We start from the raw sequence: 18,070 nt of genomic DNA, 5'->3' as shown, positions 1-18,070 counted from the left end.
TGCGGGGCGCTACGGGGCCGGGGGCGCGCGGCGCCGGGGGGTGCTGGCCGGGCTCGCGCTGGCGGGGTGCGGGGCGCTGCTGGCGTCGGGGTGTTCGGCGTCGGGCTCGGGCGGGGCTCCGCCGGGGGCGGGAGGTTCGCCACCGGTGTCGTCGGCGGCTTCCGCGGGGGCCTCGCCGGGGGCGCCGGCGCCGCCGGCCAAGGGGTCCGTGCAGGTCACGGGTGAGGTGGCGAAGGGGCTGGACTCCCCCTGGGGCGTGGCCCCGCTGCCGGGCGGGGACCTGCTGGTGGCCTCGCGGGACAAGGGGACGATCAGCAGGGTCCGCTCGGACACGGGTCAGGTGACGGAGATCGGAAGGGTTCCCGGGGTGGCGCCCGGCAGGGAGGGCGGGCTGCTGGGGCTCGCGCTGTCCCCGCACTTCGCCTCGGACCGGCTGGTGTACGCGTACTTCACGACGGAGTCGGACAACCGGATCGCCCGGATGCGCTACGACGAGCAGAGACCGCCGGGGCAGCAGCTGGGCGCGCCGGACACGGTGCTGAGGGGCATCCCCAAGGGGCTCCTGCACAACGGCGGGCGGATCGCCTTCGGCCCGGACGGGATGCTCTACGCCGGGACGGGCGAGACGGGGAACACGGCGCTGGCGCAGGACAGGAAGTCGCTGGGCGGGAAGATCCTGCGGATGACCCCCGACGGGCAGCCGGTGCACGGGAATCCCGAGCCGGACTCGGTCGTCTATTCGTGGGGGCACCGCAATGTGCAGGGCCTCGCCTGGGACGCGGACAAGCGGCTGTGGGCGTCCGAGTTCGGGCAGCACAGGTGGGACGAGCTGAATCTCATCGAGCCGGGGGGCAACTACGGCTGGCCCGAGGTGGAGGGGAAGGGCGGCACGGCGGGATTCCGGGATCCGGTGGCCGTCTGGAAGACGGACGAGGCCTCGCCGAGCGGGATCGCCTGGGCGGAGGGCTCGATCTGGATGGCCTCGCTCAAGGGCGAGCGGCTGTGGCGGATCCCGCTGAAGGGGGCCGTTCCGGCGGCGGAGCCGGAGGCGTTCCTGACGGGGAAGTACGGCCGGCTGCGCACGGTGGTGGCGCTCGGCGGCGACAGACTGCTGCTGGTCACGAGCGAGACGGACGGGCGCGGATCGCCACAGGCGGGCGACGACAGGATCCTGAGTCTGACAGTGCGGTGACCGACGGAGCCCCGGTGGGGGGCGGAAGGCACGGTGAGCACGGTGTTCAACATGATCGAGGAGTTGTTCAACCCGGGACGGCGGCACACGGACGAGGAGAAGAAGCGGCTGGAGCTGTCCCGGACCGACGTCGGTGACGGCGATCCGGGACGGGGTCCGATAGACCTTGACTCCGGCACGGTGCTCATACGCCCGGCCGCCCGGGAGGGCGGCGAGGACGTCGCCCCGGAGGGGGGCGACGCCGCCTAGGGCTGCGGTGCCGGCGGGGTGAAGAGGCGCAGCCGGTGGGCGAGGGCCGCGGCCTCACCCCGGCTCGCGACGCCGAGCTTGGCCAGGATGTTCGAGACGTGCACGCTGGCCGTCTTCGGGGAGATGAACAGTTCCTCCGCGATCTGACGGTTGGTGCTGCCCGTCGCGACCAGGCGCAGGACGTCCCGTTCGCGGCTGGTGAGTCCCAGGGCCTCGACCGGGTCCGTGTCCGGGACGGGTGCGGCCGGGCGGGCCTCGTCCGGGGTCAGCGGGAGCCTGGCGCGCTGGGCCAGCAGGGCCAGGTCCTCGCGCAGCCGCCGGGAGCCCAGGCGGTCGGCGGTGGCGTGGGCGTCGCGCAGCAGGCCGGCGGCCGTCTCCCGGTCCCCGCCCGAGCCCAGCAGCGCCTCGGCGAGCCGGTGGCGGGCGCGGGCCAGCAGGTAGGGGCGCTCCAGGGGGCTGACGGCCGCCTCGACGGCGGTCCAGTCGGCGACGGTGTCGCTGCCTTCGGCGCGCAGCAGCTCGGCCCTGAGGTACTCGGCGTGGGCGGTCCACACGGGTACCGGGGTGGCCAGGGAGCGGGCTGCGGTGCGCAGGGCTTCCAGGGCGGCGGCGCGGCCCTCGTCGGTGCCGGGCAGGCCCCTCGCGTCGGCTTCGGCGGTGGCGGAGGCGAGGAGGAGGGGCCAGGCGTAGCGGTGCTGGCCGGGCGGGAAGCCGTCGGCGATGGCCTGGGCCGTCTCGGCCCGGACCTCGGCGATGCGGCCCTCGCATCCGGCGACGCCGATGGCCAGCCGGAAGAGGGGGATCCGGTGCTGGGGCTGGCTGTCGTGGGTGCCGAAGTGGGCGTGGGAGGCGGCGAGCTGGGCGGCGGCCTCCGTGAGTTCGCCGCGGGCCAGGGCCAGGTAGGCCAGGCGTGCGGAGGCGGAGCCCCGGGGGGCGGCGCCGTGGCCCACGTGCAGGGTGCGCCGGGCCGCTTCGGCGGCCTCGTCCCAGCGGCCGAGGCTGTAGAGGCTCTCGGCCATGTTCCCGCGGACCCAGGCCTCGGTGTCCAGGAGCCGGGCCGTGCGGACGAGTTCGACCCCTTGTTCGGCCAGTTCCACGGCTTCGCGGGACCGGCCCAGTGATTCGAGTTGGGAGGTGATGTTGATATGGGCACGACCTGCTACGGCGGTGAATCCGAGGTGGGCGGCGCGGTCCTTGACCTCGTGGAGTTCGGCGAGGCCGGCGTCGGTGTCCCCGGATTCCATCAGGAGGTAGCCGCGGGTGATCCGGGCGTTGAGCTCGGTCTCCTCGGCGTCGACCATCCGGGCGTACTCCACGGCCCGTTCGGCGGCGGCGAGGTTCGCGGGGCCGGGGTGGTGGAGCATGCCCCAGCCCGCGGCCCGGACGAGGACGTCGGCGTGCACCTGGGACGGGGGCAGTCCCTTGACCAGTTCCTGGGCGGTGGCGATCTCCTGCCAGCCGTCGCCGCGGCCGAGGTTGGCGATGAGGCGGGAGCGTTCGGTCCAGAACCAGGCGGCGCGCAGCGGGTCGCCGCCGTCCTCGTCGAGGATGCGCAGGGCCAGTTTGGTGAGCTTCAGGGCGCGCTCGCGTTCGCCGCCGTAGCGGGCGGCGACGGTGGCCTCGGCGTAGAGGTCGACGCGCTGGAGCGGGGTGGTGGCCGGGTCGCAGCCGCAGGGCGGGTAGACCTCGGTGTAGTCGGCGGGGCGCAGTGCGTCCCGTACCTCGTCGGGGACGCTCTCCCACAGGTCCATGGCCCGTTCGAGGAGGCTGAGCTGCTCGGAGTAGGCGTGCCGGCGGCGGGCGGTGACGGAGGCGGCGAGGATGGCGGGGAGGGCCTTGGCCGGGTCGTTGGCGGCGTACCAGTAGTTGGCCAGCCGGATGATGCGCTCCTCGGCGCGGATCAGGGTGTCGTCGTCCTCCAGGGCCTCGGCGTAGCGGCGGTTGACGCGGGCGCGTTCGCCGGGCAGCAGGTCGTCGCTGACGGCTTCGCGGACCAGGGAGTGGCGGAAGCGGTATCCGTCGCCGTCGGAGGTGGCGAGGAGGATGTTGGCGCCGACGGCGGCGCGCAGGGCCTCGATCAGCTCGTCCTCGCCGAGTCCGGCGGCGGCGAGCAGGAGCGGGTATTCGACGGTGGAGCCGCCTTCGGCGACGATGCGCACGACGCGCTGCGCGGCGTCCGGGAGGACCTCGACGCGGACGAGGAGGAGGTCGCGCAGGGTTTCGGTGAGCCCGGTGCGGCAGCCGCTCTCGTGGGAGGCGACGAGTTCCTCGACGAAGAAGGCGTTGCCGTCGGAGCGGTCGAAGACGGAGTCGACGAAGGCCTCGTCGGGCCGGGAGGCGAGGATCCCGGCGAGCTGGCGGCGTACCTCGCCCCGGTTGAAGCGGGCCAGTTCGATGCGCTGGACGGTGCGGAGCCGGTCGAGTTCGGCGAGCAGGGGGCGCAGCGGGTGGCGGCGGTGGATGTCGTCGGCCCGGTAGGTGGCGACGAGGACGAGCCGGCCCCGGGCGAGGGTGCGGAAGAGGTAGGCCAGCAGGTGCCGGGTGGAGGTGTCCGCCCAGTGCAGGTCCTCCAGGACGAGGACGACGGTGCGGTCGGCGGCGAGGCGTTCCAGCATCCTGGCCGTCAGTTCGAAGAGGCGGGCGGTGCTCTCCTCGTCGTGGGGGCCGCGGGGGGTCTCGCCGAGTTCGGGGAGGATGCGGGCGAGCTCGTCCTCCTGCCCGGCGGCCGCGGCGGCGAGTTCGGCGGGGAGCAGGCGGAGCAGGGTGCGCAGGGCCGTCGAGAAAGGGGCGAAGGGAAGGCCCTCCGCCCCGATCTCCACACAGCCTCCGACGGCCACCACGGCTCCGCGCCGGGTGGCCTCGCAGAGGAACTCCTCCGTCAGCCGGGTCTTGCCGACTCCGGCCTCACCCCCGATGAGGAGGGCCTGGGGTTCCTGGTCCGCGGCGCGGCCCAGGGCGTCGACGAGTATGGCCAGTTCGTCGGCTCGGCCGACGAACACCGGGCTGACAGATCTGGTTTCCACGCCGCTGAGCATCGCACACGGGTGCGGTCGCGCGGCAGTCGTCGTCGGTGCGCTCGTCATGTCGCGTCATTCCACGGAGTGCGTGGCGCGGGTTACGCGGCGCGGGTGAAGAGGCTCCGGTGGCGACTCACCGACCTCTCGCGGTCCTGGCCGCGGGAGGAGGCCTTCTTGGCCTCGCGGACCATCCGGTACTCGTCGGCCTGGCGGATGAGGTCGGCGCGGCGGGCGATGGCGATCTCGGACTCGAACATCTCGTTCTCCCTGGTTGCTTTTCTCGGGCACCTCGTTCGGTGTGATCCAAGAATCGCGTCCCAGAGGGGTGCGGCACATGGGGCTCATGCCGCATCTGTGCGGGCCCGGGGTCCTTAGGCCGGGGCCCCGGGGTCCTGAGAAGGGCTCGAGCCGGGCGGGGGCGGCCTAAGGCAGGGCGTAAGGCGGTGCCTATTCGGCGGCCGTCGGGAGGGGTACGAGGAGGTCGAAGTACATGAGTCCGAAGATCAGGACACCGAGGACGCCGAGGGCCACCGCGGCCCAGGAGACGGAGCGGACCCAGGCGGGGTGGACCCGGCCGGGGGCGCCGAAGGCGGGGGCCGCGAGGACGACGGCGGCGAGGAGCAGGGCCAGGGCGGAGAGGAGGCCGTTGACGAGGGCCGTCATGTGCCAGGCGTCGCCGTACAGGGCGGCGATCTTCTCCTTGGCGGTGGTGGCATTGGCCGACTCGATCTGGCCGATGAGGGTCTGGCGTTCGCCGATGACGCGGGCGACCCAGCTGCCGCTGAGGGCGACGAGCCCGAGGCCGGCGGCGGTGACGGCGGAGGCGGCGGAGCCGACGCCGGTGGGCCGCTCGGGGAAGGCGTCCGCCTCGTCGTCGTCCAGGTCCGCGTCGGCCTCGTCGGCGGCATCGGCGTCGGCGTCGGCCTGCGGGGCTTCGGGCTCGGCGGGGGTGGCGGTGGCCTCGGTCTCGGCCGGGGTGCCGGCGGCCGGCTTGTCCTCGGCGGCGTCCGCCTCGGGGGCGGTCGGGGCGGCGGTCTTGGTGGTGTCCATGGCGCGCACCGTAGGCGGCGTTTCTGAGAGGCTCCTGAGAGGGCCTGCCGTCCTTCGGGCCAAGTGGGCCGCAGGGCCCGGGCGGGGCCTGCGGCCTCGGCGGCTACGCGGTACGGGCGGCGGCCCGTTCGGGGGCGAGGAGCGACCAGATCTCGATGTCCTGGCGGACGCCGCGGTGCAGGTGGCTCTGGCGCAGGACGCCTTCGCGGGTGAAGCCCAGGCGCTGGGCGACGGCGATGCTCTTGTCGTTGCCGCCGGCCACGTGCCATTCGACGCGGTGCATGCCGCGCACGTCGAAGGCCCAGTCGATGAGCACCCGGCAGGCCCGGGTGACCAGGCCCCGGCCGGTCCCCGCGGGTTCCATCCAGCAGCCGACCTCGCAGTTGCCTGCGGCGGCGTCGAAGTCCGCGAAGAGGACCCCGCCCACGAGGGTGCCGCCGACCCGGATGCCGTAGAGGCGGCGGCCGTCGGCGGCGGACTTCTCGGCGTTGGAGAGCAGGAGCTGCCGGGCGGATTCCAGGTCGGTGGCGCGGTCGGGGAAGCCGATGAACTGCCCGATGAACTCCCGGCCGCGGTCGATGTGCGCGAGGAACTCCTCCGCGTGCCAGACCTCCAGCGGGAACAGCTGGGCGTCGTCGGCCAGGTCTATCGCGAACATGGGTGCTTCCTTGGGGTGGGTGAGGGGTCAGCGGGACAGTCGGGCCGGGGTCGCGTGGTCGGCGTCCGGCCGCTGCGCCGGAAGTGTCGCACGGGGTCCGCACTCGGGGGGCTCGATGCTGATCCTGGGCAGCCGGCGCTCCAGCCAGGCGGGGAGCCACCAGTTCGCCCCGCCGAGCATGTGCATGAGCGCGGGGACGAGCAGGGTGCGCAGGACGAAGGCGTCGAGTGCGACGGCGGCGGCGAGCGCGATGCCGAACATGGCGATGATCCGGTCTCCGCTGAGCACGAAGGCCAGGAACACCGAGATCATGATGACGGCCGCCGAGTTGATCACGCGGCTGGTCTCCGCGAGGCCCACGCGCACGGCCCGCCGGTTGTCGCCGGTCTCCAGCCACTCCTCGTACATCCGGCTGACGAGGAAGACCTGGTAGTCCATGGAGAGCCCGAAGAGGACCGACACCATGATCACGGGCAGGAAGGGCTCGATGGGGCCGGCGCTGCCCAGGCCCAGCAGCTCGCTCCCCCAGCCCCACTGGAAGATCACGACGACGACGCCGAAGGAGGAGGCGACGGCGGCGACGTTCATGGCGGCCGCCTTGGCCGGGATGCCGAGGGAGCGGAAGGCCAGCAGCAGGAGCAGGCAGCCGAGGGCGATGACCACGCCGACGAACAGCGGCAGCTTGCCGACGATGACGTCGGCGAAGTCGTCGTAGCCGGCGGTGACCCCGCCGACGTGGGCCTTCACGGAGCTGCCGTGGGCGGCGCGCGGGATGACGTCCTCGCGGAGCCGGTCGACCAGTGCGCTCGTGGCCCGGGACTGCGGGGCGGAGTCGGGGACGACGGTGAGGACGGCGGTGTCCCCGCTGCGGTTGAAGACGGCCGGGCCCGTGGAGGCCACGCCGTGGGTGGTGCGCAGGGCGTCGGCGAGCCGCTGGACGGCGACGCGGTCGCCGGCGCCGTCCAGCCGGGCGACGACCGTGAGGGGGCCGTTCACACCGGGGCCGAAGCCGTCGGCGAGGAGGTCGTAGGCCTTGCGGGTGGTGGAGGAGGCCGGGTTGTTGCCCTGGTCGGAGGTGCCCAGGTGGAGGGAGAGGGTGGGCAGGGCGAGGACCGCCATGACGAGGGCGGCGACCAGGCCGAGGAGTTTGGGGTGGCGTTCGACGAAGGCCGACCATCGGGCCGCGAAGCCGGTGGGGGCCTCGGGGCGGGGGCCTTCGGCGGCGAGCCTGCGGCGTTCGCGGCGGGACAGGGCCCGCGTGCCGATGTAGGACAGGAGGGCGGGGAGCAGGGTGACGGAGGCCGCCACGGTGAGGACCACCGTGAGGGAGGCGGCTATCGCGACGCCGCCCAGGAAGCCCAGGCGCAGCACGAGCATGCCGAGCAGGGCGATGCAGACGGTGGCTCCGGCGAAGACGACGGCCCGGCCGGTGGTGGCGACGGCGTTCTCGGCGGCTTCCGCGACGCCGAGGCCGCGGGCCAGGCCCTTGCGGTGGCGGGTGACGATGAAGAGGGCGTAGTCGATGCCGACGCCGAGGCCGACGAGGGTGCCGAGCATCGGGGCGAAGTCGGCGACGGGCATGGCGTGCCCGAGGAGGGTGATGCCGAAATAGGCGCTGCCGACGCTGACCAGGGCGGTGGCGATGGGCAGCAGGCTGGCGGCGAGGGAGCCGAAGGCGAGGAAGAGGACGACGGCGGCGATGGCCACGCCGATGACCTCGGCGAGGTGGGGGCTGGGTGCTTCGGTCAGGCCGATGGCGCGGCCGCCGAGTTCGACCCGGAGGCCGCCGGTCTCGGTGGCGGGGTTCTTCGCCGCGTCGACCACGGCCCGGGCCTGGGCCTTGGGCACGGAGTCGGCCTGCCGGTCGAAGGTGACCACGGCGTAGGCGGTGCGGCCGTCGGGGCTGATCTGGGCGGCGCCGGCGGGGCCCGTCGCGTAGGGGCTGGTGACGGAGCCGATGCCGGGGAGGGCGGCGACGGCGTCCAGGGCCCGGGTCATCCGCTGTTCGACCTCTGGGGTCCGGGCCGTCTGGTGCTCCGGGGTCCGCCAGACGATGGTGTCGGTGTCGCCGCCCTGGCCGTGGAAGCCTTCGCGCAGGAGGGCGTTGGCCTTGTTCGACTCGGTGCCGGGGACCTCGTAGTCGTTGGAGAACGCCGTTCCGGTGGCCGTTGCCGCCGCGGCGGTCCCGCCGAGGGCGAGCAGCCAGATCAGGACGGTGACCAGCCGGTGCCGCATGCACCACCGTGCGATTGCTGCCAACGGACGTGCTCCCTGGTGGTTCGGATCTTCAGCGGGAGTCGGCCCGACGCAAAGAACGCTTGAACTCGTGAAGTCGTGGACTGGTGAGTCGTGAACTTGTGAAAGGTCCGGCCGCCGCGGGCGGCCAGGGTGCTTGGGTTTACACCTCGTTCGACACGATCGCAGCGTTTCATGATCGTTGGTCGGTTTCGTGTGCATCGTCACAGGTCTCGCCGTCGGCGGGCGCGTCGGCCCGGTAGCCCGGGACGGAGGGCCAGCGGACGGTGAGGACGACGGTGTCCTCCTCCGCGTACCAGGAGTGGTCGACGCCGCGGCCCCAGACCACGTAGTCGCCCTGTTCGGCGAGGACGACGGTGCGGCCGGGGAACTCCAGCCGGAAGCGGCCGCTGATCAGCACCTGGAGGGCGGTGCGCCGTTCGCCGGTGACCCAGCGTTCGCGGGTATCACCCTTGGGGTGGACGCCCCACTTGATCTCGACGTCCTCGCTGTGGCGGGGATCGCCCGGCGCCTTGAAGTGGCCCAGCAGCCAGCCGCGGTCGGCGGCGGCGTCGGGGGTGGCCTTGCCGGTGTAGATGATCTGGTCGTCGTTCACGAGGCGAGGTTATTGCAGTTGTGGAGGCCGTGGATCAGCTGATGAGCTGCGCGCATGACGATGGATCTTGATGAACTGCTGAAGGTGCGCGACCGCTACGACGCCGAGGTGCGGCGCGGTGCGCAGGGCCCGGACGTGGAGCGGGCGGGCCGGGTCGTGCGCGCGAGCACGCCCGGCTGGAGCGGGGTGCTGTGGTCGGACCTCGACGAGGAGACGGCGGACGCGGAGATCGCGGCGCAGGTGGCGCACTTCGGTGCGCGCGGGCCGGAGCAGGGCGGGCCCGGGTTCGAGTGGAAGCTGTACACGCACGACCGCCCGGCCGACCTGGGCGACCGGCTGCGCGCGGCGGGCTTCGTGCCTGAGCCGCCCGAGACGCTGATGGTGGGCCGGACGGCCGACATGGCCCGCCTGCCGGTGGAGCCGCCGGAGGGGATCACCCTCCTGCGGGTGACGGACGAGGCGGGCGTGGACCTGATGATGACGGCGCACGACCGGGCCTTCGGGGTCGCGCGGCCCCGGCTCAAGCAGGACGTCCTCGCCCAGCTGAGCGAGGACCCGGACTCGATCGAGGTCGTGGTGGCGATGGCCGGCGAGGTCCCGGTCAGCTCGGCCCGGATGGAGTTCCGGGCCGGCAGCGACTTCGTCGGCCTGTGGGGCGGCGGCACGGACCCCGAGTGGCGGGGCCGGGGCATCTACCGCCTCCTGGTGGCGCACCGGGCCCGGATCGCGGCCGAGCGCGGGATCCCGTACCTCCAGGTCGACGCCATGGACGACAGCCGGCCGATCCTGGAGCGGCTCGGCTTCGGGGTGCTGGGCGTCACCGTCCCCTACATCCGGCAGGGCTGACGCACGGCGCGCGGCGGACCGCCGGAGCGCGCGGCGGACCGCCGGGGTCGCCCCGAATTCGCTTTCCGGCCCGCCGAAGACCCGGCAGGATCGCGCGCATGGACACCACCGAACGCATCGGACCGCCCCTGACCGGGGACGAACGCGAGACCCTCCGGGCCTTCCTCGACTTCCACCGGGCCACCCTCGCCTGGAAGTGCGACGGGCTCACCGACGAGCAGCTGCGCCGCCAGGCCTCCCCGCCCTCCAGCCTCTCCCTGCTGGGCCTGGTCCGGCACATGGCGGAGGTGGAGCGTCAGTGGTTCCGCCGCACGATCGGCGGGGACACGGAGGTCCCCCACCTGTGGTCGGACAGCCGTGACTTCCAGGCCGCCTACGACGCCTCCGGCGCGACGCGCGCCGAGGCCTTCGCCGCATGGGAGGCGGAGGTGGCGCACGCTCGCGCGGTGGAGGAGGCCGCCGAGTCGCTGGACGTGACGGCGTACGTGCCGAAGTGGGAGGAGGAAGCCTCGCTGCGCCTGGTGATGCTGCACATGATCCACGAGTACGCCCGCCACAACGGTCACGCGGACCTCATCCGGGAGGCGGTCGACGGCACCGTCGGCGCCTGACCGGACCTGGCGGTCACCCTTCCCCCAGACCCCCTTATAGTTAGGCCAGCCTAACCTAAGACACTGGGGGACGAGCGTGAGCGCTGTGACCACCGAGGCCTACGAGGTCTACCGCGACGACTGGGGCATCCCGCACCTGCGCGCGTCCGACCCTCTGCGCCTCTCCTACGCCCAGGGCCGGACCACCGCCGTGGACCGGGCCTGGCAGCTGGAGGTGGAACGGCACCGCGCCCAGGGCTCCAGCGCCTCGTTCCTCGGGGCCGACTGCGTGCCCTGGGACCGCTTCGCCCGCCAGGCCCGCCTCGACGACACCGCCCGCCGGTGCTTCGAGACCCTGGACCCGGACACCGCCGCCTGGGTCACCGCCTACGTCGACGGGGTCAACGCGGGCCTGGCCGAGGGCGCGGCCCGTGACGACCGCTTCGCCGCCGCCGGCCACACCCCGGCCCCGTGGGAGCCGTGGGTCCCGCTCTCCCTCTGGATCGGCACCCACATCCTCTTCGCGGGCTTCGCCACCAAGCTCTGGCGCGACCGCGTCGCCCGCGCCCTGGGCGACGCGGCGACCACCCTCTTCGCGACCGACGGCCCCGGCACCGCCGGCAGCAACGGCTGGCTGGTCCCGGGCGAGCGCACCGCCACCGGCGCGGCGATCATCGCGGGCGACCCGCACCGGTTCATCGAGGACCCGGGCGTCTACCAGCAGATCCGCCTCGCCTGCCCGGAGTACGACGTCCTCGGCCTGGCCGTCCCCGGCGTCCCGGGCCTGGCCCACTTCGGCCACGCCGGGTCCGTCGCCTGGGCCATCACCAACGCCATGGCCGACTACCAGGACCTCTACACCGAACGGCTGCGCCCCGCGGCCTACGGCGTCGAAGCCCTGGGCCCCGACGGCGACTGGGAGCCCGTCGCGCGCCACACCGAGACCGTCACGGTCGCGGGGGGCGAGGACGTCGAGGTCGAGATCCTGGAGACCGCCCGCGGCCCGGTCATCGTCAACGACGACTCCGCCGTCCTCTCCCTGCGCTACCCGCCCCGCGTCCGCGCCGACCTCGGCTTCGCCGCCCTGCCCGCCCTGCTGCGCGCCCGCACCGTCGCCGACGTCGACCGCGCCCTCGACGGCTGGGCCGAGCCCGTCAACGTGGTCCACGCCGCCGACTCCGAGGGCGGGCTGCTGCACCGCGTCGCGGGGGCCGTCCCGCTGCGCGAGCCGGCCAACCGGCTGCGCCCCGTGCCCGCCTGGGACGCCCGCCACGCCTGGCGGGGCTGGGCCGAGACCCCCGCCGAACCCGTCCAGGGCTTCGCCGTGATGGCGAACGCGCGCGGCATCGCCTCCCCCCTCGGCGTGGAGTTCGCTCCCCCGCACCGCGCCGACCGGATCCGCGCCCTGCTCAGCGGCGCCGCCGACTGGTCCCCGAAGGCCATGGCCGAGGTCCACCGCGACACCCGTCTGGCCTCCGCCGCACCCCTCCTCGCCCTGCTGCCCGGCCTCGACGCCCTCTCCCCCGCCGCCGCCGCACTCCGCGACCGGCTGCTGGCCTGGGACCGCCACATGGAGGCCGACAGCACCGACGCCGCCGTCTTCGCGGCCTTCCGCACGTCCGTCGTACGCCGCCTCGCGGCCGACCCCGCCTTCGCGGACCTGGCGGGCGCCCCGACGGGCCCGGAGGTCTTCCACCCCTGGCTGTACCTGGTCCCCCGGGTCGGCTACGCCTTGGAGGGCCTCCTCACCACACCCCTCCTGCCCGGCCTGGACCGCCCCGCACACGTCCGCGCCGCCCTGGAGGAGACGGCGGCGGCCGGAGCCCCCGACGCCCCCTGGTCGGACACCCACCGCCTGACCCCGTGGCAGGCCGTCCCGGACCCGGACGCCGAATGGCCCGGCCTCGGCGGCGACCACGACTGCGTGAACGCCACCTCCTCCGTCCCCGGCGTCACCGACACCGTCGCCCGCGCCTCGGCGGCCCGCTACGTCTGGGACCTGGCCGACCGCGACAACAGCCTCTGGGCGGTCCCGCTCGGCGCCGACGGCGTCACCGGCTCACCCCACCACCGCGACCAGCTCCCGCTCTGGTCCCGCTGCGAACTCGTCCCCGTCGTCACCGACTGGACCCGCCTCACCAAGGAACCCTCATGACCCGCACCGCCGTCTACACCCACCCCGTCGAGGGCTTCGGCACGGTCTCCTTCACCCCCGTCGACCCCGCCGCCGACGCCGAGGTGATCCACAGCTGGGTCACCGAGGACCGGGCCCGCTTCTGGGGCATGGGCGAGGCCAGCCGCGAGCTGGTGCAGGAGATCTACGAGGACGTCGACCGCCGCACCACCCACCACGCGTTCATGGTCAGCCTCGACGGGAAGCAGGTCGCCCTCTTCCAGACGTACGACTGCGCCGAGGACCGGGTCAGCGAGTGCTACGAGGTCCGGCCCGGGGACGTCGGCGTGCACCTGCTGCTCGGCCCGAGCGGCGGCGCGGCCCGGCACGGCTTCACGGGCGCCCTGATGGAGGCCTTCCTCGCCTTCCTCTTCTCCGACGCCGGCGCCCGGCGCATCGTCGGCGAACCCGACGCCCGCAACGCCAAGGCCATCGCCCTGCTGGAGCGCACCGGCTTCGAGCTCGGCCCGGAGGTGGAACTCCCGGAGATCGACCTCCCCGAGGTCTACCTCCCGGCCAAGCCCGCCCGCCTGGCCTTCCTCAGCCGGCCCGCAGCTCGCTGAGGAACCCGGTCACCAGCCCGGCCCATTCGGCCGGGCGCTCGGCGAAGGGGAGGTGCCCGGTGGGCAGTTCCGCGTACCGGGCGCCCGGCACGGCCTCGGCCAGCTCCTTCTGGAGCTCCAGGGGCACGAGCCGGTCCTCGGTGGTGGCGATCACCAGGGCCGGCACGGAGACCCCCGCCGCCTCCGCGCTCAGGTCGGCCCCCTTGATCAGGTCGACGTGGTCCCCCGCGCCCGCCGGAATGGAAGCGGCGGTAGCCCGCACCACCTCCTCGGCCTGCTCCGGCGTCAGCCCCTCCAGCACCGCCGGATTCACCGCGAGCGGCACCAGCAGCCGGGCGAGCAGCTCGTTCTCACCGCGCGCCGCCAGCCCCGACCACAGGTCGCCGACGAGCTTCAGCCGGTTCCCGGCACGGACGAAGGTCGCGGTCAGCACGAGCGCGGTCACCCGCTCCGGGTACCGGGCGGCGATCCGCAGCGCCACGTTTCCCCCGAGCGAGTATCCGAGTACGGCGAACGTCTCCAGCCCCTCGGCATCGGCTGCGGCCACCAGCTGGTCGGCCAGCTCGTCCAGCCGCAGCGGCTCCTCGGACTTCGGAGTCCCGCCGGTACCGGGGTAGTCGACGCCGACGACGCTGTGACCGGCGGCCAACTCGTCCAGGATCGCCCCGAAGTTGCTCTCGACGGCGCCCCCTCCACCGTGGGCCAGCAGCAGACCGGGACCGCCGCTCTCCTTGCGGACGGTGCGGGCATAGGGGGTGGTGATGACGGACATGGCAGGACCTCGTTCACTTCCCTAGCGGTCGTTACGGATTGAACAGTACACAGATTCTCTAGCGATCGCTACAGAAGTCGCCCGTACAAGGGTTTTGTACGGGTGATGTACGTGCGGTTCGCGAGTCAGAGGCAGCGCAAGAGGGGAAAGTGTCCGGCATGCCCCAACGCAACAGGCCCCAGCGCAACGGCTCTTGGAAGGTCGTCGGCGTCCTGCTGGCCCATCAGCGCAAGCTCGCCGGCCTGACCCAGGCCGCCCTGGCCGAACAGGCCCACTGCGACGTCGAATCCATCGCCTCGGTGGAGCAGGGCCGTCGCCCCCTGTCCGTGAAGATGTCCCAGGTCCTGGAGACCCACCTCGACGCGAACGGGGCGCTGCTCAAGGCAGCGGCCGCGATCCCGCGCCGGGAGCGATACCCGGCGTTCGCCCGGGAGTACATGGAGCACGAGGCGGAGGCGCTGAGCCTGCTCTGGTACGAGAACGCAGCCGTCCCCGGCCTGCTCCAGACTCCGCAATACGCGGAGGCGGTCTTCTCGAACTTCTATCCGCCGATGCCCGCCGACCAGATCACCCAGCAGACCGAAGACCGGATCGCCCGACAGAACCTCTTCCACCGCAAGCCGCAGCCGCCCGTCATGCACTTCGTCATCGAGCAGTCCCTGGTGCAGCGTCCGATCGGCGGCCGGGAGATCCTGCGCGGACAGTTGCGCCACCTACTGGAGATGGCCGAACTCCCCTTCGTGGGACTCCAGATCATCCGCACCGACCGCGAGACCCACGCGGGCCTCAACGGCCCCATGATCCTCCTGGAGACCCCTGACCACGACCAACTCGGCTACCTGGAAGGGCAGCACGTCAGCTTCCTCCAGGACGACCCGGACGAGGTCCATCTCCTCCATCTCAAGTATGGGATGCTGCGTTCACAGGCGCTCTCGATCGAGGACAGCAAGAGCCTGCTGGACGACCTGCTAGGAGAGTCATGACGCACCAACTGGCCTGGTTCAAGTCGAGCTACAGCGGCGACGCCGGCGGCGCATGCGTCGAGGTGGCCGCCCACCCCGCCGCCGTGCACGTCCGGGACTCCAAGGTGGCCGACGGCCCGGTCCTCACCGTCACCCCCACCACCTGGTCCGCGTTCCTGGAGACCACCGTTTCCCATTGACCCCACCCGCCCCGGCCAGCCAAGCTGATTTCCACTCAACTGACTGGCACTGGGGGCGGCTTGACCAGCCAGAAGCTCTACATCGGCCCGGACTCGGCACCCGACCGGTACCGGTTGCTGCGGTCCATCGGACGCGGCGGTGAGGCCGTGATCCATCTCGCGGAGATCGAGCTGGCGGGCGGGGCCGAGCCCGTCGTCGTCAAGGTGCTCGACTCCAAGACGACCATCTCGTCCGAGGAGTTCGCCCGGATCAGCCAGAAGTGGAACGAGCAGGCCGAGTTGCTGCGCTTCGTCCACCGGCCCGGGGTCGTCGGCGTGCGGGAGCACTTCGAGGGCCCGCCGATCCACCCTGCGGGTGAGGCCTCCGGCCTGTCCGGGCGGTCCCTGGTGCTGGTCATGAACCAGGTGGACGGGCTCGACCTGCGCGACTGGCGGACCGAGCGGGACCTCTCCACCCCCGCCGGGCGGCGCGAGGTGATGCGGACGCTGGAGCAGCTCGCCGACGTGCTGGACTGGCTGCACTCGGGGAGGGCCACCCCCTCCGGGCGCCAGGTGGTCCATGGTGACCTCTCCCCCGGCAACGTGATGGTCGACGCCGACGGGCAGGCCACGCTGGTGGACTTCGGCCTCAGCAAGCTGACCGCCGAGCACCGGACGGCCGAGATCTGGTTCACCCCCGGCTACGCGGCCCCCGAGGTCTTCGACGGCAGACGCACCCCCGCCACGGACCGGTACGCCTTCGGCGCCATCGCGTACTTCCTGCTGAGCGGGGAGTCGCCGCCCCGCACCCCGGGCCTGCTGGCCGAGGCGATGGCGGAGCTGCCGCAGGTCGCGGCGCTGGACGCCGATCGACGGGCGCGGGTCGTCTCGCTCTGCGCCACCGACCCCGAGGAACGGCCGCAGAGCCTGACCGGCTGGGTGCAGGACGTCCGCCAGGCCGTGGTCTCCCTCCCGCTGGGCGAGATCCAGGACGCGCGGCCGACGCGGACACCGGAACACCGGCGCCCGGTACTGATGGCGGCGGCGGGCGCGGTGCTCCTGACGGCCCTCGCACTCACCGGCGTGAAGCTGTTCGGGGGCGGGGACGGGGAGGGGAACGACGGCGGCCCGGACCGCGCGGGAGCCACGAAGCCGACGGCACCGTCCGCGTCCCGCTCGCCCTCTCCGCCCCCTGCCGCGTCCGACTCCGGCGGGCTCTCGCTCACCACCCTGACACCGGTCGCCAAGAGCGAGTACGCCTGGTTCGAGGCGGGCGACGGCACGCTCGGTTCCCGGCGCTACGACACCGCCCTGGTGGCCGCCGGACCCTACAAGATCTGCGACGGGGCGGCCTCCTACGACCTGGGCGGCGGCTGGAAGACGCTGACCATGGTCGCCGGCGTCGACGACGCCTCGACGCACGCGAACGCGCGGGTCACCGTGGAGGTGGACGGGAAGTCCGTGTGGAGCGGCACCCTGCGCGTCGGATCGCCGGAGCCCCTGTCGCTCGACGTCTCGAACGGCAAGCGCCTCGACATCTCCTACGTCGACCCGGGGAACACCTGCGGGATGGGCCGGCTCGTCCTGGCCACGCCCACCCTGAAGAAGTAGCGGGGCGGCGGATTCAGTCGGACGACGACACCCCGAGGTCCGCGCGCATGGCCGCGCGCATCTCCCGGAGCAGGTCCCAGATCTCCTGCTGGGCCCGGGAGACCGTCTCCATCGTCTCGCCCGCCTCGGGGGCGTCCCGCTCCAGCCGCTTGACCTGCCCGTAGACCAGGGTCAGGGCGTGGTTGGCGGCGGTAGCCGCGGCGAGCACCCCGTCCGGGGCGATCATCTGCGCCTCGGAGTACGTGTCCCGGTGCGCGGCCTTCGCCGCGTCGAGCGCCTCCCGGTCCGCGTCCTGCACCCCCTGCTCCCGCATCACGTGCAGGTGCCGGTTGAGGGCGGTGGTGTACTGGCGCGAGTCCCGGTTGAGGGCCGTGTAGCAGCCGCGCCGCAGGGCCAGGTTCTCCCGTACCTCCTCGTGCGCGCGTACGAGTTCTATCTCCCGCCGCTTCGTCCGCTCCGCGCCCCGCTGCGTGAGCAGGGCGCCTCCCAGGGTCCCCGCCACGCCCACGACGGCGATGACCATCGCCCCGATCTCCACTCTGATCCCCCTCCGGCAGCCTTCAGACGGGCAGGACCCGTACGTCATACTGCTCGATCCACTTGTCACGGGTCACGAGCGTCAGGCCCTCGATCTGGGCCTGGGCGACGAGCAGCCGGTCGAAGGGGTCCCGGTGGTGCTGCGGCAGCCTACCCGCCCGTACGCCGTGCCCGGCGGTGATGGGAAGCGAGGTGAACTGGCTGTCCCTGACGCGCTCCGCCAGATCTTCGGGTCCGGTCAGCTTGCCGAGCGACTGTTTGATGGCGATCTCCCACGGCGACACCGCGCTGACGTACACCGCCGGCTCGGTGTCGAGCAGGTCCTTGATCTCCCCGGACAGCTCGGCCGAGTCCGCCAGCCACCACAGGACGACGTGGGTGTCGAGGAGGAGCCTCATCCACGCATCCCGAAGGCGTCGGCGATGTCGTCGGGCAGCTCGTCGAAGTCGTCCGCGATCCGGATCGCGTCGGCCGCGATCGACCCTCGGCCGGTGCGCCGCACCTTGGGGCGCAGGGGCACCACCTTGGCCACCGGTTCACCCGCCTTGCTGATCACGACCTCCTCGCCCGTCGCCACCTGCTCCAGGATCCGGGAGAAGTGCGTCTTGGCTTCGTGGACGTTGTACTGCCGGGCTGCTTCCACGGCTGCCTCCCTTACACGTCGACGGGTGGACTAAGGCATGGACTAAGGGTAGCCCGACACGGCACGCTCCGTCAGCCGAAAAGGCGGAGTGGCCCCCACCCGAAACCGTGCGGGGCACACCCCAGCGCAGCGATACGTCGCCAAACCCACCGGGACGCCCAGCTTCTCCCAGAGTAT

19 protein-coding genes and 1 pseudogene are annotated in these 18,070 nt (G+C 73.0%); 9 read left to right on the top strand and 11 right to left on the bottom strand.

The window, feature by feature from the left end:
• Positions 1 to 9 precede the first annotated feature (9 nt).
• Positions 10 to 219: a hypothetical protein gene (locus tag ACFVXK_RS16230; protein WP_389612161.1), complete on the bottom strand. Its 210-nt coding sequence runs from the start codon at positions 217 to 219 to the stop codon at positions 10 to 12.
• Here ACFVXK_RS16230 and ACFVXK_RS16225 point away from each other — a divergent pair.
• Entirely contained in the window at positions 209 to 1,192 is a 984-nt protein-coding gene (locus ACFVXK_RS16225; protein ID WP_389612160.1) for a PQQ-dependent sugar dehydrogenase, read from the top strand. The two genes, ACFVXK_RS16230 and ACFVXK_RS16225, sit on opposite strands and share 11 nt — an antisense overlap.
• Positions 1,193 to 1,225: 33 nt before the next feature.
• The gene (locus ACFVXK_RS16220; RefSeq protein WP_389612159.1) at positions 1,226 to 1,441 is read left to right on the top strand and encodes a DUF6191 domain-containing protein; all 216 of its coding nucleotides are present in this window, start codon (positions 1,226 to 1,228) and stop codon (positions 1,439 to 1,441) included.
• Here the strand turns inward: ACFVXK_RS16220 and ACFVXK_RS16215 are convergent.
• The 6 genes from ACFVXK_RS16215 to ACFVXK_RS16190 all read right to left on the bottom strand — a co-directional run bounded on the left by ACFVXK_RS16215 (position 1,438) and on the right by ACFVXK_RS16190 (position 9,017).
• Positions 1,438 to 4,476: an AAA family ATPase gene (locus tag ACFVXK_RS16215; protein WP_389612158.1), complete on the bottom strand. Its 3,039-nt coding sequence runs from the start codon at positions 4,474 to 4,476 to the stop codon at positions 1,438 to 1,440. The two genes, ACFVXK_RS16220 and ACFVXK_RS16215, sit on opposite strands and share 4 nt — an antisense overlap.
• Before the next feature lie 80 nt (positions 4,477 to 4,556).
• Positions 4,557 to 4,715: a hypothetical protein gene (locus ACFVXK_RS16210; RefSeq protein ID WP_389612157.1), complete on the bottom strand. Its 159-nt coding sequence runs from the start codon at positions 4,713 to 4,715 to the stop codon at positions 4,557 to 4,559.
• Between the two features lie 190 nt (positions 4,716 to 4,905).
• Positions 4,906 to 5,508, bottom strand: coding sequence for a hypothetical protein (locus ACFVXK_RS16205; RefSeq protein ID WP_389612156.1), 603 nt, complete (start codon positions 5,506 to 5,508; stop codon positions 4,906 to 4,908).
• Between the two features lie 103 nt (positions 5,509 to 5,611).
• Positions 5,612 to 6,166 (bottom strand): GNAT family N-acetyltransferase, encoded by a 555-nt coding sequence (locus ACFVXK_RS16200; protein WP_389612155.1) that lies wholly within the window; start codon positions 6,164 to 6,166, stop codon positions 5,612 to 5,614.
• Between the two features lie 27 nt (positions 6,167 to 6,193).
• The gene (locus ACFVXK_RS16195; RefSeq protein WP_389612154.1) at positions 6,194 to 8,425 is read right to left on the bottom strand and encodes an MMPL family transporter; all 2,232 of its coding nucleotides are present in this window, start codon (positions 8,423 to 8,425) and stop codon (positions 6,194 to 6,196) included.
• Positions 8,426 to 8,594: 169 nt separating this feature from the next.
• Positions 8,595 to 9,017 carry a signal peptidase I gene (locus ACFVXK_RS16190; protein ID WP_389612153.1) on the bottom strand — a complete coding sequence of 141 codons (423 nt, stop codon included), beginning with the start codon at positions 9,015 to 9,017 and terminating at the stop codon, positions 8,595 to 8,597.
• A gap of 60 nt (positions 9,018 to 9,077) precedes the next feature.
• Here ACFVXK_RS16190 and ACFVXK_RS16185 point away from each other — a divergent pair, with 60 nt between their 5' ends.
• The 4 genes from ACFVXK_RS16185 to ACFVXK_RS16170 all read left to right on the top strand — a co-directional run bounded on the left by ACFVXK_RS16185 (position 9,078) and on the right by ACFVXK_RS16170 (position 13,189).
• Positions 9,078 to 9,863 (top strand): GNAT family N-acetyltransferase, encoded by a 786-nt coding sequence (locus ACFVXK_RS16185; protein WP_389612182.1) that lies wholly within the window; start codon positions 9,078 to 9,080, stop codon positions 9,861 to 9,863.
• A 98-nt stretch (positions 9,864 to 9,961) separates the two neighbouring features.
• On the top strand, positions 9,962 to 10,474 hold the full coding sequence (locus ACFVXK_RS16180) for a DinB family protein (RefSeq protein WP_389612152.1): 513 nt from the start codon (positions 9,962 to 9,964) through the stop codon (positions 10,472 to 10,474).
• Between the two features lie 76 nt (positions 10,475 to 10,550).
• Positions 10,551 to 12,608 carry a penicillin acylase family protein gene (locus ACFVXK_RS16175; protein WP_389612151.1) on the top strand — a complete coding sequence of 686 codons (2,058 nt, stop codon included), beginning with the start codon at positions 10,551 to 10,553 and terminating at the stop codon, positions 12,606 to 12,608.
• Positions 12,605 to 13,189, top strand: a complete 585-nt coding sequence (locus tag ACFVXK_RS16170) for a GNAT family N-acetyltransferase (protein ID WP_389612150.1) — start codon at positions 12,605 to 12,607, stop codon at positions 13,187 to 13,189. The genes ACFVXK_RS16175 and ACFVXK_RS16170 overlap by 4 nt, the downstream gene beginning before the upstream one ends.
• Here ACFVXK_RS16170 and ACFVXK_RS16165 read toward each other — a convergent pair.
• Positions 13,167 to 13,961, bottom strand: coding sequence for an alpha/beta fold hydrolase (locus ACFVXK_RS16165; protein WP_389612149.1), 795 nt, complete (start codon positions 13,959 to 13,961; stop codon positions 13,167 to 13,169). The two genes, ACFVXK_RS16170 and ACFVXK_RS16165, sit on opposite strands and share 23 nt — an antisense overlap.
• Positions 13,962 to 14,119: 158 nt before the next feature.
• On the opposite strand from ACFVXK_RS16165, the gene ACFVXK_RS16160 reads away from it, so the two are divergent.
• From ACFVXK_RS16160 to ACFVXK_RS16150, 3 genes and pseudogenes are all read left to right on the top strand, one after another.
• Positions 14,120 to 14,944, top strand: a complete 825-nt coding sequence (locus tag ACFVXK_RS16160; protein ID WP_389612148.1) for a helix-turn-helix domain-containing protein — start codon at positions 14,120 to 14,122, stop codon at positions 14,942 to 14,944.
• Between the two features lie 14 nt (positions 14,945 to 14,958).
• A pseudogene (locus tag ACFVXK_RS16155) lies at positions 14,959 to 15,123 on the top strand (DUF397 domain-containing protein); the annotation flags it as partial.
• A gap of 60 nt (positions 15,124 to 15,183) precedes the next feature.
• Complete coding sequence (locus tag ACFVXK_RS16150) at positions 15,184 to 16,713, top strand: serine/threonine protein kinase (RefSeq protein ID WP_389612147.1); 1,530 nt, start codon at positions 15,184 to 15,186, stop codon at positions 16,711 to 16,713.
• A 13-nt stretch (positions 16,714 to 16,726) separates the two neighbouring features.
• On the opposite strand, the gene ACFVXK_RS16145 is transcribed toward ACFVXK_RS16150, so the two are convergent.
• Genes ACFVXK_RS16145 through ACFVXK_RS16135 form a run of 3 tightly spaced genes read right to left on the bottom strand, consistent with a single transcriptional unit; the run spans position 16,727 to position 17,893 of the window.
• Positions 16,727 to 17,251 (bottom strand): hypothetical protein, encoded by a 525-nt coding sequence (locus tag ACFVXK_RS16145; protein ID WP_389612146.1) that lies wholly within the window; start codon positions 17,249 to 17,251, stop codon positions 16,727 to 16,729.
• 22 nt (positions 17,252 to 17,273) lie between these two features.
• On the bottom strand, positions 17,274 to 17,648 hold the full coding sequence (locus tag ACFVXK_RS16140; RefSeq protein WP_385531416.1) for a type II toxin-antitoxin system VapC family toxin: 375 nt from the start codon (positions 17,646 to 17,648) through the stop codon (positions 17,274 to 17,276).
• Entirely contained in the window at positions 17,645 to 17,893 is a 249-nt protein-coding gene (locus tag ACFVXK_RS16135) for a type II toxin-antitoxin system Phd/YefM family antitoxin (protein ID WP_385531414.1), read from the bottom strand. Before ACFVXK_RS16135 ends, ACFVXK_RS16140 begins: the two co-directional genes overlap by 4 nt.
• Positions 17,894 to 18,070: the final 177 nt, after the last annotated feature.

This window comes from Streptomyces sp. NPDC058157, assembly GCF_042884105.1.
Classification (GTDB): domain Bacteria; phylum Actinomycetota; class Actinomycetes; order Streptomycetales; family Streptomycetaceae; genus Streptomyces.
This window is presented reverse-complemented; position numbering and strand designations above follow the sequence as displayed.